Annotated in this window: 13 protein-coding genes, 1 tRNA gene and 1 other RNA gene; 12 read left to right on the top strand and 3 right to left on the bottom strand. The window is 41.1% G+C overall.

From position 1 onward, the window contains the following. The first annotated feature begins 117 nt into the window (after positions 1–117). From TZ90_RS05585 to trxB, 4 genes are all read left to right on the top strand, one after another. Positions 118–918, top strand: a complete 801-nt coding sequence (locus tag TZ90_RS05585) for an amino acid ABC transporter permease (protein WP_001103449.1) — start codon at positions 118–120, stop codon at positions 916–918. After that, complete coding sequence (locus TZ90_RS05580; RefSeq protein WP_000590982.1) at positions 918–1,661, top strand: amino acid ABC transporter ATP-binding protein; 744 nt, start codon at positions 918–920, stop codon at positions 1,659–1,661. Before TZ90_RS05585 ends, TZ90_RS05580 begins: the two co-directional genes overlap by 1 nt. Before the next feature lie 77 nt (positions 1,662–1,738). Beyond that, positions 1,739–1,963, top strand: a complete 225-nt coding sequence (locus TZ90_RS05575; RefSeq protein WP_038806263.1) for a DUF4059 family protein — start codon at positions 1,739–1,741, stop codon at positions 1,961–1,963. Positions 1,964–2,028: 65 nt separating this feature from the next. Further along, positions 2,029–2,940 carry a thioredoxin-disulfide reductase gene (gene trxB / locus TZ90_RS05570; RefSeq protein WP_038806262.1) on the top strand — a complete coding sequence of 304 codons (912 nt, stop codon included), beginning with the start codon at positions 2,029–2,031 and terminating at the stop codon, positions 2,938–2,940. Positions 2,941–3,175: 235 nt separating this feature from the next. On the opposite strand, the gene rlmB is transcribed toward trxB, so the two are convergent. Continuing rightward, positions 3,176–3,904, bottom strand: a complete 729-nt coding sequence (rlmB, locus tag TZ90_RS05560) for a 23S rRNA (guanosine(2251)-2'-O)-methyltransferase RlmB (protein ID WP_045611907.1) — start codon at positions 3,902–3,904, stop codon at positions 3,176–3,178. A gap of 44 nt (positions 3,905–3,948) precedes the next feature. Further along, positions 3,949–4,560: a peptide deformylase gene (gene def / locus TZ90_RS05555; protein WP_045611905.1), complete on the bottom strand. Its 612-nt coding sequence runs from the start codon at positions 4,558–4,560 to the stop codon at positions 3,949–3,951. A 174-nt stretch (positions 4,561–4,734) separates the two neighbouring features. Here def and TZ90_RS09940 point away from each other — a divergent pair, with 174 nt between their 5' ends. From TZ90_RS09940 to TZ90_RS05530, 5 genes are all read left to right on the top strand, one after another. Then, complete coding sequence (locus TZ90_RS09940) at positions 4,735–6,060, top strand: CapA family protein (protein ID WP_080890736.1); 1,326 nt, start codon at positions 4,735–4,737, stop codon at positions 6,058–6,060. A 21-nt stretch (positions 6,061–6,081) separates the two neighbouring features. After that, complete coding sequence (locus tag TZ90_RS05540; RefSeq protein ID WP_000153519.1) at positions 6,082–6,909, top strand: HAD family hydrolase; 828 nt, start codon at positions 6,082–6,084, stop codon at positions 6,907–6,909. Position 6,910: 1 nt separating this feature from the next. Then, a complete protein-coding gene (locus TZ90_RS05535) occupies positions 6,911–7,546 on the top strand; it encodes an SGNH/GDSL hydrolase family protein (RefSeq protein WP_000290665.1) in 636 nt (211 codons plus the stop codon). A 61-nt stretch (positions 7,547–7,607) separates the two neighbouring features. Then, positions 7,608–7,955, top strand: a transfer-messenger RNA (tmRNA) gene (gene ssrA, locus TZ90_RS09935). 396 nt (positions 7,956–8,351) lie between these two features. Continuing rightward, the gene (locus TZ90_RS05530; protein ID WP_000094601.1) at positions 8,352–9,686 is read left to right on the top strand and encodes an Nramp family divalent metal transporter; all 1,335 of its coding nucleotides are present in this window, start codon (positions 8,352–8,354) and stop codon (positions 9,684–9,686) included. 78 nt (positions 9,687–9,764) lie between these two features. Here the strand turns inward: TZ90_RS05530 and TZ90_RS05525 are convergent. After that, positions 9,765–9,852: transfer RNA gene (locus tag TZ90_RS05525), tRNA-Ser, on the bottom strand. A gap of 161 nt (positions 9,853–10,013) precedes the next feature. Between TZ90_RS05525 and TZ90_RS05520 the strand changes: the two genes are divergently transcribed. Genes TZ90_RS05520 through TZ90_RS05510 form a run of 3 tightly spaced genes read left to right on the top strand, consistent with a single transcriptional unit; the run spans position 10,014 to position 13,611 of the window. Further along, positions 10,014–10,754: a DeoR/GlpR family DNA-binding transcription regulator gene (locus tag TZ90_RS05520; protein WP_000920651.1), complete on the top strand. Its 741-nt coding sequence runs from the start codon at positions 10,014–10,016 to the stop codon at positions 10,752–10,754. Continuing rightward, positions 10,751–11,662 (top strand): 1-phosphofructokinase, encoded by a 912-nt coding sequence (gene pfkB / locus TZ90_RS05515; RefSeq protein ID WP_020903511.1) that lies wholly within the window; start codon positions 10,751–10,753, stop codon positions 11,660–11,662. The genes TZ90_RS05520 and pfkB overlap by 4 nt, the downstream gene beginning before the upstream one ends. Further along, on the top strand, positions 11,659–13,611 hold the full coding sequence (locus tag TZ90_RS05510) for a fructose-specific PTS transporter subunit EIIC (protein ID WP_045611902.1): 1,953 nt from the start codon (positions 11,659–11,661) through the stop codon (positions 13,609–13,611). Before pfkB ends, TZ90_RS05510 begins: the two co-directional genes overlap by 4 nt. Positions 13,612–13,640 lie beyond the last annotated feature (29 nt).

The following is a 13,640-nucleotide window of genomic DNA, read 5'->3' as shown; positions in this document are numbered from 1 at the left end:
CTGTTTCAAAGTATGATAAACTAGTAGGTAGACAAAGTCTGTATCTGACCGTAGCAAATAATTTCATTGACGGCAGAAGTATGGTAGAATGAATCATTATCAGGAGAGGATGTTTTTATGAATGTTACAACGATTTTAGCATCAGATTGGTACCAAAACTTGATGCAATTGATTCCGGATGGCAAGCTTTTTAGCTTGCGTTCGGTCTTTGATGGAATTCCGAGAATTGTCCAACAACTTCCAACAACGATTATGTTGACCATTGGTGGTGCTCTTTTTGGCTTGGTTTTGGCACTTCTTTTCGCCATTGTGAAGATCAATCGTGTCAAGATCTTATATCCCTTGCAGGCCTTCTTTGTTAGTTTCTTAAAAGGGACACCGATTTTGGTCCAACTCATGTTGACCTACTACGGAATTCCTTTGGCTTTGAAAGCTCTCAATCAGCAATGGGGAACTGGTCTCAATATCAATGCTATTCCAGCTGCTGCTTTTGCGATTGTCGCCTTTGCCTTTAATGAGGCAGCTTATGCCAGTGAAACCATTCGTGCAGCGATTCTCTCAGTTAATCCTGGTGAGATTGAGGCGGCACGAAGTCTGGGGATGACCCGAGCGCAAGTTTATCGTCGCGTGATTATTCCAAATGCAGCAGTTGTGGCGACTCCAACTTTAATCAATTCCCTAATCGGCTTGACCAAAGGGACTTCTCTAGCCTTCAGTGCGGGTGTTGTGGAAGTCTTTGCCCAAGCTCAGATTCTAGGTGGAGCTGATTATCGTTACTTTGAACGATTCATCTCTGTAGCCCTTGTTTATTGGGTAGTCAATATTGGAATTGAAAGCCTCGGTCGTTTCATCGAGAGAAAAATGGCTATTTCTGCACCAGATACCGTGCAAACAGATGTGAAAGGAGACCTTCGTTAATGATTAAGATTTCGAATTTAAGCAAATCCTTTTCAGGACAGACTGTCTTGGATCATCTGAACTTGGATATTCAAAAAGGGGAAGTTGTAGCCTTGATTGGTTCTTCAGGAGCTGGAAAATCAACTTTCCTTCGCAGTCTCAATTATCTTGAAACACCTGACAGTGGCTCTATTCAGATTGATGATTTCTCAGTTGATTTTTCTAAGATTACTCAAGAAGAAATCCTTGCCTTACGCCGTAAGCTGTCCATGGTTTTCCAACAGTTTAATTTGTTTGAACGCCGAACAGCACTTGATAATGTGAAAGAAGGCTTGGTTGTTGTCAAGAAATTATCCGACCAAGAAGCGACTAAGATTGCCAAGGAAGAGTTGGCTAAGGTTGGGCTTTCTGACCGTGAAAACCATTACCCTCGCCATTTATCAGGTGGACAGAAGCAACGGGTTGCCTTGGCGCGTGCTCTCGCTATGAAACCAGATGTCTTGCTCTTAGACGAACCAACTTCAGCTCTTGACCCAGAATTGGTCGGTGAAGTAGAAAAATCTATTGCAGATGCTGCTAAGTCAGGTCAAACCATGATTTTGGTTAGTCATGATATGTCCTTTGTAGCCCAAGTTGCTGATAAGATTCTCTTCTTAGATAAGGGGAAAATCATCGAATCTGGAACACCGGATGAGATTATCCACCATCCTAAAGAAGAGCGGACAAAAGAATTCTTTGCTAGTTACAAACGGACTTATATTTGATATAATAGATAAAGGAAAACTCAGTTAGCTGGACTAGCTGAGTTTACTCTTTAAAAAAGATAGAAATGAGAGAAATCATGCTACTTCAACTATTTTCTTTATATTTCGAGAGTTTGATCTTGACCACCATCCTCGTCCTGATTTTTTTAGGGATTTGGATTGGACTGAGAGCCATGTCGGGAGTTGATAAGACAGCTAAGGCTCGCCAAGCCCATCTCTATGATATGATTATGATTGGAGTCTTGGTTATTCCAGTATTATCCTTTGCGGTTATGAGTTTAATTCTTGTTTTCAAGGCATAATCCTTGCTTGATTGACAAGAAAGAGTTAGAATAAAGATAGTTACAACAAGAAAGAAGGAATCTATATGTACGATACTATTATTATCGGTGCTGGACCTGCAGGGATGACTGCAGCCTTGTATGCTGCTCGAAGCAATCTGAAAGTAGCCTTGATTGAAGGTGGTCTGCCAGGTGGTCAGATGAATAATACATCTGATATTGAAAATTACCCAGGATACGCTAATATTAGTGGGCCAGAATTGGCTGAAAAGATGTTTGAACCGCTTGAAAATCTTGGTGTTGAGCACATTTATGGCTATGTTGAAAATGTAGAAGACCATGGTAATTTTAAGAAAGTGATTACTGATGATCAAACATATGAAACACGTACAGTTATCGTAGCAACTGGCTCTAAACACCGTCCTTTGGGAGTGCCTGGAGAAGAAGAACTGAACAGTCGTGGTGTTTCTTACTGTGCCGTGTGTGATGGTGCTTTCTTCCGTGACCAAAATTTGTTGGTAGTTGGTGGTGGAGATTCAGCTGTTGAAGAAGCCCTCTTCTTGACTCGTTTTGCTAAGACTGTTACCATTGTTCACCGTCGTGACCAACTTCGTGCTCAAAAGGTTTTACAAGACCGCGCCTTTGCGAATGAGAAAATCAGCTTTATCTGGGATTCTGTAGTCAAGGAAATCAAGGGTGAAAACCGAGTAGAATCTGTCGTATTTGAAAATGTGAAAACAGGTCAAGTGACAGAACAAGCCTTCGGTGGCGTCTTTATCTATGTTGGATTGGACCCTCTTAGCGATTTTGTTAAAGAATTGAATATCCAAGATCAGGCTGGCTGGATTGTGACAGATAACCACATGAAAACTGCAGTTGATGGTATCTTTGCCGTTGGAGATGTTCGCTTGAAAGACCTTCGCCAAGTAACAACAGCAGTTGGAGATGGAGCTATCGCTGGTCAAGAAGCCTATAAATTTATCACAGAACATAGTTAATACACTTCGAAAGTCTCTTCAAACCACGTCAGCTTCACTTTGCCGTAGGTATGGGTACTGACTTCGTCAGTTCTATCCACAACCTCAAAACAGTGTTTTGAGCTGACTTCGTCAGTTTTATCTACAACCTCAAAGCAGTGCTTTGAGCTGTCTACAGCTAGCTTCCTAGTTTGCTCTTCGATTTTCATTGAGTATAATCATAAAAAAGTTTCCAATCAGATGACTGGAAACTTTTTTATAGTCTATTTCGAAAAACTTCGTACATAAGAATGGCTGCAGCAACACTGGCATTGAGGCTTTGAACATGTCCATTCATAGGAATGGTAATCATTTCATCAACCTGTTTTTTGATGTTGCTAGAAATGCCTTTTCCTTCATTTCCGATGATGAGGGCGATTTTCCCTTTTGTATTCCACTTGTGGCAAGGAGTACCATTCATATCCGTTCCAAAGGTCCAGAATCCTTCATCCTTGAGTTTGTCTAGAGTTTGGCTCAGATTGGTCACTCGAGCGATTGGGACGTGCTCAATAGCACCTGTGGCCGTTTTGGCAACGACAGGAGTAACACCGACAGCACGATGTTTGGGAATGATGACACCTGAAACGTTGGTCGCATCGGCTGTTCTTAAGATGGAGCCTAAGTTGTGAGGGTCGGTTAACCCGTCCAGAATTAATAGCAAAGGATTTTCTTCTTGGCGTGTTTTGGCAAGGATTTGGTCCAGCTCACTATAGGCAAATTCGGACACTCGTAGAACAAAACCTTGGTGGACAGCACCTTCAGTCATCTCAGAGAGGGATTTTTTTGAGGTCCAAGAAATGGAGACCTTCTTTTCTGTAGCTAGTTCCTTGACTTTCTCAACATTCTTACCTCGGAGATCTTCTTGGAGGTAGAGTTTGTTGCCAGTGTTTGCAAGGAGGGCTTCGGTAACGGCGTGGACGCCATAGACAATATCATTTGTTTTCATGCCTCTATTATAACACAAAACCCCGTCTTGCAACGGGATTTTCTTTATTCTAGAATTAGTAAACCATCTTTAACTTCAAATGGGTCTTTTTCATTGATGCGATCGTAAAACATGATGCCGTTGATGTGGTCAATTTCATGCTGAACGACGATGGAGTTGTAACCTTTGAGTTTGATACGGTGTTTTTCCCCATCCTTGTCAAAGTAGTCAACAGTAACGCGAGCATGGCGGACTACATAGCCAGGCACGTTGCGGTCAACAGAGAGGCAACCTTCTCCTTCTCCAAGAGCAGCGTCTTGAACCGAGTGAGAGACGATTTTTGGATTGTACATAATAGCTTGCAAGTCGTAAGCTTCCTGAGGAGTTTCGCCTTCTTCGACAATGTTTGGCACCAAAACAGCGATAATGCGTTTTGAGATATCTAACTGGGGAGCAGCCAGTCCAACACCACCGCGGAGCCCCATTTTTTCAGCCATGACGGGATCTTGGGAATGTTTAAGGAATTGCATCATTTTTTCGCCTAGGATGATTTCCTGATCAGACAAGGGGAAAGTGACTTCCTCAGCAACCGCGCGTAGAGTAGGATTCCCCTCGCGGATAATATCGTTCATATCAATTAAGTGAGCAGCTTTTGTAATACGTTCTATTGCAGACATTTTCTCTCCTTTCATTACCTCTACATGATAACACAAAATGACAAGGATTGAAAGCATTACGGCATCGAGCTTTTATAGAAAATGTCTACTAGGTTCGATTCAATTGTGAAAGAATTACTTATCTGTGATATAATAAAAAGAAAAGGCTTGCATTAGAAAGTAGGGAGAATAAAGATGCAAAGAAGACAAGATAGACATAAACATGGGCCAGTTTTTCGTTTTATGAGGGGTTTTGTAAACTTTTTTAGGAGTTATCGCAAGTGGAGTAATAAGGGATTTGTGGCGATACTCTTGCTAGCAGTTGCTTTATCAATGGGCTTTGTCTTGTTGTTTGAAAGTTTCCAAGGAATCCCCTTAACCAGTCAAAAAAAGGATGCCATTTCTCAAGAAGCAAATAAGACGAATCAAAATTCTAAAGATCAGGAAGAGGAAAAAACTGCTAGAATTATGGCCAACGGAGACCTCCTCTATCATATTCCCATCTATCGTTCTGCTTTAAAAGAAGATGGGACCTATGATTTTCATGAAAATTTTGATTATGTGAAACCATGGCTCAAACAAGCAGACCTGATTATAGGTGATTTTGAAGGTACTGTTAACAAGGACCACTATTTGGCAGGTTATCCTCTCTTTAATGCACCTGGAGAAGTCATGGATGCTATCAAGGATGCCGGTTATCAAGTGCTAGACTTGGCGCATAACCATATCCTAGATTCACAAATAGAAGGTGTGGTCTCAACAGCAGATGCTATTGAGAAGGCAGGAATGACACCTATTGGAGTGTATACGCATGAGTCACGTGATCAAGCTCCGCTGGTCATTAAGGAAGTGAATGGTATCAAGGTTGCACTGTTAGCCTATTCCTATGGTTTCAATGGAATTGAGCAAAGTATTTCTCAAGAAGACTATAACCGCTATCTTTCAGACCTAAATGAAGACAAGATGAAGGCTGAAATTGAACGAGCAGAGAAGGAAGCGGATATCACCATTATCATGCCTCAGATGGGTGTGGAATATCGCTTGGAACCAACTGAAGAACAAAAGGCTCTTTATCACAAGATGATCGATTGGGGAGCTGATATTATCTTTGGAGGGCACCCTCACGTAGTTGAACCATCTGAAACGGTTGAAAAAGATGGGGACAAGAAACTCATTATCTATTCAATGGGGAACTTCATTTCCAATCAACGAATTGAAACCATGCAAGATGAAGAGAATGCTAAGTGGACAGAGCGTGGCGTGCTCATGGATGTGACTGTTAAGAAAAAAGCCGGTAAGACGACAATCGAAACTGCCAAAGCGCATCCTTCTTGGGTAAACCGTACACCAAAAGGAACCTATTCTCCAGAAGGTTATCCACTATTCCTATACCAAACTTATATCTTAGAAGATTTTATCGAGGGTGGTAGTCATCGTGACCAGTTAGATGAAGCGACTAAGGAACGAATTGATACAGCCTACAAAGAAATGAACGAACATGTGGGATTGAAGTGGGACTAGCTTGAATCCAGAGGAAAGTAAATGACGATTAAGGTAATTGCAACAGATATGGATGGGACCTTGCTGGATGCTAGAGGCCAGCTTGATCTCCCACGTTTGGAAAAGATTTTAGATCAGTTGGATCAAAGGGGTATTCGTTTTGTCATTGCGACTGGGAATGAAATTCACCGCATGAGGCAACTACTGGAGCACTTGGTCGATCGGGTGGTTCTGGTTGTTGCAAACGGTGCTCGTATTTTTGAAAACAATGAACTGATTCAGGCTCAGACTTGGGATGATGCCATTGTCGATAAGGCTTTGGCTCATTTTAAGGGTCGAGCGTGTCAGGATCAGTTTGTTGTAACGTCTATGAAGGGTGGTTTCGTCAAAGAAGGTACGATTTTTACAGACCTTGAAAGTTTTATGACTCCAGAAATGATTGAAAAATTCTACCAACGGATGCAATTTGTGGACGAATTAACCTCTGACCTCTTTGGTGGTGTGCTCAAGATGAGTATGGTTGTTGGTGAGGAACGTTTGAGTTCGGTCTTGGAAGAAATCAATGACCTCTTTGATGGCCGTGTTCGTGCTGTATCGAGTGGCTATGGTTGCATTGATATCCTTCAAGCTGGAATTCATAAAGCATGGGGCTTGGAAGAATTACTCAAGCGCTGGGACTTGACCTCCCAACAAATCATGGCTTTTGGTGACAGTGAAAATGATGTTGAAATGCTTGAAATGGCTGGAATTGCCTATGCGATGGAAAATGCTGATGATAAAGCCAAAGCTGTGGCTACTGCTCTAGCGCCAGCCAATAGCCAAGGAGGAGTTTATCAAATCTTGGAAAACTGGTTAGAAAAAGGAGAATGAAGTGGCAGTACAGTTATTAGAAAATTGGTTACTAAAGGAACAAGAAAAAATCCAAACCAAGTATCGTCACTTAAATCAGGTTTCTGTTGTAGAGCCAGACATTCTTTTTATTGGGGATTCCATTGTCGAATATTATCCTCTGCAGGAACTATTTGGGACTTCGAAGACGATTGTCAATCGAGGCATTCGAGGGTATCAGACAGGGCTGTTATTAGAAAATCTAGATGCGCATCTGTACGGTGGAGCAGTAGATAAAATTGTCCTTTTGATTGGGACAAATGATATCGGAAAAGATGTGCCTGTGAATGAGGCTCTCAATAACCTCGAAGCTATCATACAATCCATTGCTCGCGATTATCCATTGACTGAGATTAAATTGCTTTCTATTTTGCCAGTCAATGAGGGAGAAGAGTACAAGCAGACAGTCTATATCCGCACGAATGAAAAAATTCAGAAATGGAATCAAGCCTATCAAGAGCTTGCTTCTGCCTATATGCAGGTAGAATTTGTGCCAGTTTTTGATAGTTTGACAGACCAGGCAGGTCAACTCAAAAAAGATTATACAACTGATGGGTTGCACCTTAGTGTTGCTGGTTATCAGGTTTTGACAAAATCTTTGAAAGACTATCTTTTGTAGTTAATTGCTTTCCTTTTTGCATTTTTGTGTTAGATAAGGTATAATGGTTTTATTGTCTTTTGGGGTCGTTACGGATTCGACAGGCATTATGAGGCATATTTTGCGACTCGTGTGGCGACGTAAACGCTCAGTTAAATATAACTGCAAAAAATAACACTTCTTACGCTCTAGCTGCCTAAAAACCAGCAGGCGTGACCCGATTTGGATTGCTCGTGTTCAATGACAGGTCTTATTATTAGCGAGATACGATCAAGTCTTGTCTAGCGGCTTGATAAGAGATTGATAGACTCGCGGTTTCTAGGCTTGAGTTATGTGTCGAGGGACTGTTAAACGAATACATAACCTATGGTTGTAGACAAATATGTTAGCAGATGTTTGGACGTGGGTTCGACTCCCACCGGCTCCATTGATAATTTACATTGTTTTGTAAATCTTTCTAAAACGTTGTTTTTACAACGTTTTTTATTTTATTCTTTGGTATTCTTTTGCAAAAAAAGAATACAACATTTTGTTGTATCCTAAATATTAAATCAAGTCCTGAATTTTCTTAAGTTTTTATCATATTTTCTGTTATAATTAAGGTGCCTTAAGAAAAATAATGAAAAACTAAATGTTTTTCATATAGTTTTCATTTTTGTGTTATAATTAAGGTGCCTTAAGAAAAATATTAAGGTGCCTTAAGAAAAATAATGAAAAAACTAAATGTTTTTCATATAGTTTTCATTGTTTTAATAGTTTAAAGTCAATCTTATTTTTCTCTAATAGAAAATAATGAAAAAGTAGGTTTAGAAAGAGGTAAGTATCTATGTCTTCTCATAAAAAAGTGTCACTCTCTGAGATTAATCAATCTATCGATACTCCAAATAACAATCATTTCTGGCAAAATTTAAATGCCTTTTTAGGTCCGGGTGCTCTTGTCGCAGTTGGTTATATGGATCCAGGAAACTGGATTACCAGTGTAGTCGGTGGTGCTTCCTATAAGTATAGTCTCTTGTTTGTTATCTTGATTTCATCTCTCATTGCCATGCAACTTCAGCAGATGGCAGGAAAGCTTGGTATTGTAACCCAGATGGACCTGGCTCAAGCAACGGCTCATCATTCACCTAAATGGCTTCGTTATAGTCTATGGGTGATTTTAGAATTAGCCTTGATGGCGACAGATCTGGCAGAAGTTCTAGGTTCAGCGATTGCTCTCAATCTTCTCTTTAAGATTCCGATTATGATAGCAATTCTCTTGACCGTGTTGGATGTTTTTCTCTTATTGCTTCTGATGAAATTTGGCTTTAAGAAGATTGAAGCTATTGTGACAACACTGATTTTAACCATTCTAGCAATTTTTACCTATCTGGTAGCTTTGTCACATCCAAGCTTCCAAGGAATCGTTGAGGGTTATCTACCGAATGCAACCTTATTTGAAAGTCCCTTGCCAGGGCATGAAAGTCAATTAACCTTGGCACTAGGGATCGTGGGAGCAACGGTTATGCCCCATAACCTCTATTTGCATTCTTCCTTGTCACAAACTCGGAAAATCAATCACAAGGACAAGAATGATGTTCGAAAAGCCGTGCGCTTTATGACCTGGGATTCAAATCTCCAATTATCCTTGGCCTTTGTGGTTAACTCCCTTCTATTAATTCTCGGGGCGGCTCTCTTTTTCGGCCATGCATCTGAGATTTCTGCCTTCTCTCAAATGTATAATGCCTTGCAGGATTCTACTATTGCAGGAGCTATAGCTAGCTCGACCTTATCAACCTTGTTTGCCTTGGCTTTATTAGCCAGTGGTCAAAATTCGACAATTACGGGTACCTTGACTGGACAAATCGTTATGGAAGGTTTCTTGCATATGAGATTACCTCAATGGTTCATTCGTTTGGCAACTCGTCTCTTTGCCTTGTTGCCTGTCATGATTGTAGCGGTTCTGTTTGGTCATCAGGAAAAAACATTAGATCAGTTATTGGTTTATTCACAAGTCTTTCTTTCGATTGCTCTTCCATTTTCAATCTTCCCACTGATTTATCTAACTTCTAAGAAATCACTGATGGGAGAATTTACCAATGCCAAATGGAATACCATCCTTGGCTATATCGTTTCCATTATCTTAACAATTCTCAATGTGAAATTGTTATTTGATATTTTCTAAGAAATTCACCCGAGTTATAAAACAAGCATATAAGAAAAAAGATACCCAAGATTTCTTGGGTATCTTTTTTAAAATAAACGGAAGACATGGGATTCGAACCCACGCACGCTGTTACACGCCTACCGCGTTTCCAACACGGCCTCTTAAGCCTCTTGAGTAATCTTCCAATACTTACTCAAATAGTCTACCATAAAGGCTCTTATCTTGCAATAAAAATTTTGGAAATAAGAAAAATGATAGATTTTGAAAGAAAATGACAAAAAGCGCTTGACTTTGAAAGAAAGTGTGATAGAATGAATAGTGTAAACGATAACAGGAGGTGATTCAGTGTTAAAAACAGAGCGGAAGCAACTGATTTTAGAGGAGTTAAATCAACATCATGTAGTTTCTCTAGAAAAATTAGTTAGTTTGTTAGAAACGTCAGAATCAACGGTTCGAAGAGATTTGGATGAGTTGGAAGCGGAAAACAAGCTTCGTCGCGTGCATGGTGGAGCAGAATTGCCCCATTCCTTGCAGGAAGAAGAAACCATTCAAGAAAAATCTGTCAAAAACCTTCAAGAAAAGAAGTTGCTGGCTCAGAAGGCAGCCTCTCTCATCAAGGAACAAGATGTCATCTTTATCGATGCTGGAACAACAACTGCTTTTTTGATTCATGAATTGGTTAATAAGAATATTACTGTTGTGACAAATTCGATTCACCATGCCGCTCAGTTGGTTGAAAAGCAGATTCCAACTGTCATGGTTGGAGGAAGTGTCAAGATGGCGACAGATGCTAGTATCGGGGGCGTTGCTCTTAACCAGATTAACCAATTGCACTTTGACCGTGCCTTTATCGGGATGAATGGTGTGGACGATGGTTATTATACGACTCCTGATATGGAAGAGGGAGCTGTGAAGCGTGCTATTTTAGAAAATGCCAAACAGACCTATGTCTTGGTGGATTCGTCTAAAATTGGACAAACTTGCTTTGCCAAGGTAGCACCACTCAAACGAGCTATTGTTATCACAAGTCAAGGGCATGAGCTCTTGCAGGCTATTAAGGAGAAAACGGAGGTAATAGAAGTATGATTTATACAGTCACACTCAATCCATCCATTGACTATATCGTTCGTTTGGATCAAGTTCAAGTCGGTAGTGTCAATCGAATGGACAGTGATGATAAGTTTGCTGGTGGGAAAGGAATCAATGTCAGTCGTGTCTTGAAACGCTTGGGTATTCCAAATACAGCGACTGGATTTATCGGAGGTTTTACTGGTGAATTTATCACAGATACTCTGGCAGAGGAAGAAATCGAGACACGTTTTGTCCAAGTGGCAGAAGATACTCGTATCAATGTTAAAATCAAAGCAGACCAAGAGACAGAAATCAACGGGACTGGTCCAAATGTTGAACCAGCTCAGCTAGAAGAATTGAAAGCTATTTTATCTAGTTTGACTGCAGAAGATACAGTTGTCTTTGCTGGTTCAAGTGCTAAGAATCTAGGCAATGTCATCTACAAGGATTTGATTGCCTTGACACGCAAGACTGGTGCGCAAGTCGTTTGTGATTTTGAAGGACAGACTTTGATTGATAGTTTGGACTACCAGCCACTTTTGGTCAAACCAAACAATCATGAACTTGGAGCGATTTTTGGGATTAAACTCGAAAGTTTAGATGAAATTGAGAAATACGCTCGAGAACTCCTAGCTAAAGGAGCTCAAAACGTCATTATCTCTATGGCTGGTGATGGTGCCCTTCTTGTCACATCTGAGGGAGCTTACTTTGCTAAACCAATCAAGGGGACAGTCAAAAATTCAGTTGGGGCTGGTGATTCTATGGTCGCTGGATTCACAGGTGAATTTGTCAAATCAAAAGACGCAGTAGAAGGCTTCAAATGGGGAGTGGCTTGCGGAACGGCAACCACCTTCTCAGATGACTTGGCAACAGCAGAATTTATTAAAGAAACATATAAAAAAGTTGAGGTAGAAAAACGATGAAAATTCAAGACCTATTGAGAAAAGATGTCATGTTGCTGGATTTGCAGGCAACTGAAAAAACAGCTGTCATCGACGAGATGATTAAAAGTTTGACAGACCACGGTTATGTGACAGATTTTGAAACATTTAAAGAAGGAATTTTGGCGCGTGAAGCTCTGACCTCTACTGGTTTGGGTGACGGAATCGCAATGCCTCACAGCAAAAACGCTGCTGTCAAAGAAGCGACAGTTCTCTTTGCTAAGTCAAATAAGGGTGTTGACTATGAGAGCTTGGATGGACAAGCAACTGATTTATTCTTCATGATTGCAGCTCCAGAAGGTGCCAATGACACCCACTTGGCAGCCTTGGCAGAATTGTCTCAATACTTGATGAAAGATGGCTTTGCTGATAAACTTCGTCAAGCAATATCAGCTGACCAAGTTATCGAACTTTTTGACCAAGCTTCAGAAAAAACTGAAGAGCCTGTTCAAGTACCTGCCAATAACTCTGGTGACTTTATCGTAGCTGTTACAGCATGTACAACAGGTATTGCCCACACTTACATGGCCCAAGAAGCTCTTCAAAAAGTAGCTGCTGAAATGGGTGTTGGAATTAAGGTCGAAACCAACGGTGCTAGCGGTGTTGGTAACCAACTAACTGCGGAAGACATTCGTAAGGCTAAAGCTGTTATCATCGCGGCAGACAAGGCAGTTGAAATGGATCGTTTCGATGGCAAACCATTGATCAATCGTCCGGTTGCTGATGGTATCCGTAAAACAGAAGAGTTAATTAACTTGGCTCTTTCAGGAGATGCTGAAGTTTATCGTGCTGCTAATGGAACAAAAGCTACAACAGCCTCTAACGAAAAACAAAGTCTTGGTGGTGCCTTCTACAAACACTTGATGAGTGGTGTATCGCAAATGTTGCCATTTGTTATTGGCGGTGGTATCATGATTGCCCTTGCCTTCTTGATTGACGGTGCTTTGGGTGTTCCAAATGAAAATCTTGGTAATCTTGGTTCCTACCATGAGCTAGCTTCTATGTTCATGAAAATTGGTGGAGCTGCCTTTGGTTTGATGCTTCCAGTCTTTGCAGGTTATGTTGCCTACTCTATCGCTGAAAAACCAGGTTTGGTAGCAGGTTTCGTGGCTGGTGCTATTGCCAAAGAAGGTTTTGCCTTTGGTAAAATTCCTTATTCCGCAGGTGGTGAAGCAACTTCAACTCTTGCAGGTGTCTCATCTGGTTTCCTAGGTGCCCTTGTTGGTGGATTTATCGCAGGTGCTTTGGTTCTTGCTGTCAAGAAATATGTTAAAGTTCCTCGTTCACTTGAAGGTGCTAAATCAATCCTTCTCTTACCACTTCTTGGAACAATCTTGACTGGATTTGTAATGCTAGCTGTGAATATCCCAATGGCAGCAATCAACACTGCTATGAATGATTTCCTCGGCGGTCTTGGAGGCGGTTCAGCTGTCCTTCTTGGTATCGTCCTTGGAGGAATGATGGCTGTTGACATGGGTGGGCCAGTTAACAAAGCGGCTTATGTCTTTGGTACAGGTACGCTTGCAGCGACTGTTTCTTCAGGAGGTTCTGTAGCCATGGCAGCAGTTATGGCTGGAGGAATGGTTCCGCCACTTGCCATCTTTGTCGCAACTCTTCTCTTTAAAGATAAATTTACTAAGGAAGAACGAAACTCTGGTTTGACAAACATCATCATGGGCTTGTCATTTATTACTGAGGGAGCGATTCCATTTGGTGCCGCTGACCCAGCTCGTGCGATCCCAAGTTTCATCCTTGGTTCAGCAGTAGCAGGTGGACTCGTTGGTCTTACTGGTATCAAACTTATGGCGCCACACGGAGGAATCTTCGTGATTGCCCTTACTTCAAATGCTCTTCTTTATCTCGTTTCTGTCTTAGTAGGAGCAATTGTAAGTGGTGTGGTCTATGGTTACCTACGCAAGCCACAAGCATAAAACCTAGATAGAAAATGAAAAGATTGGAC

Origin of the sequence: Streptococcus mitis, assembly GCF_000960005.1 — a bacterium.
Taxonomy (GTDB): domain Bacteria; phylum Bacillota; class Bacilli; order Lactobacillales; family Streptococcaceae; genus Streptococcus; species Streptococcus mitis_CK.
The sequence above is the reverse complement of the archived record's forward strand: the minus strand, read 5'-3'. Positions and strand labels throughout refer to the sequence as shown.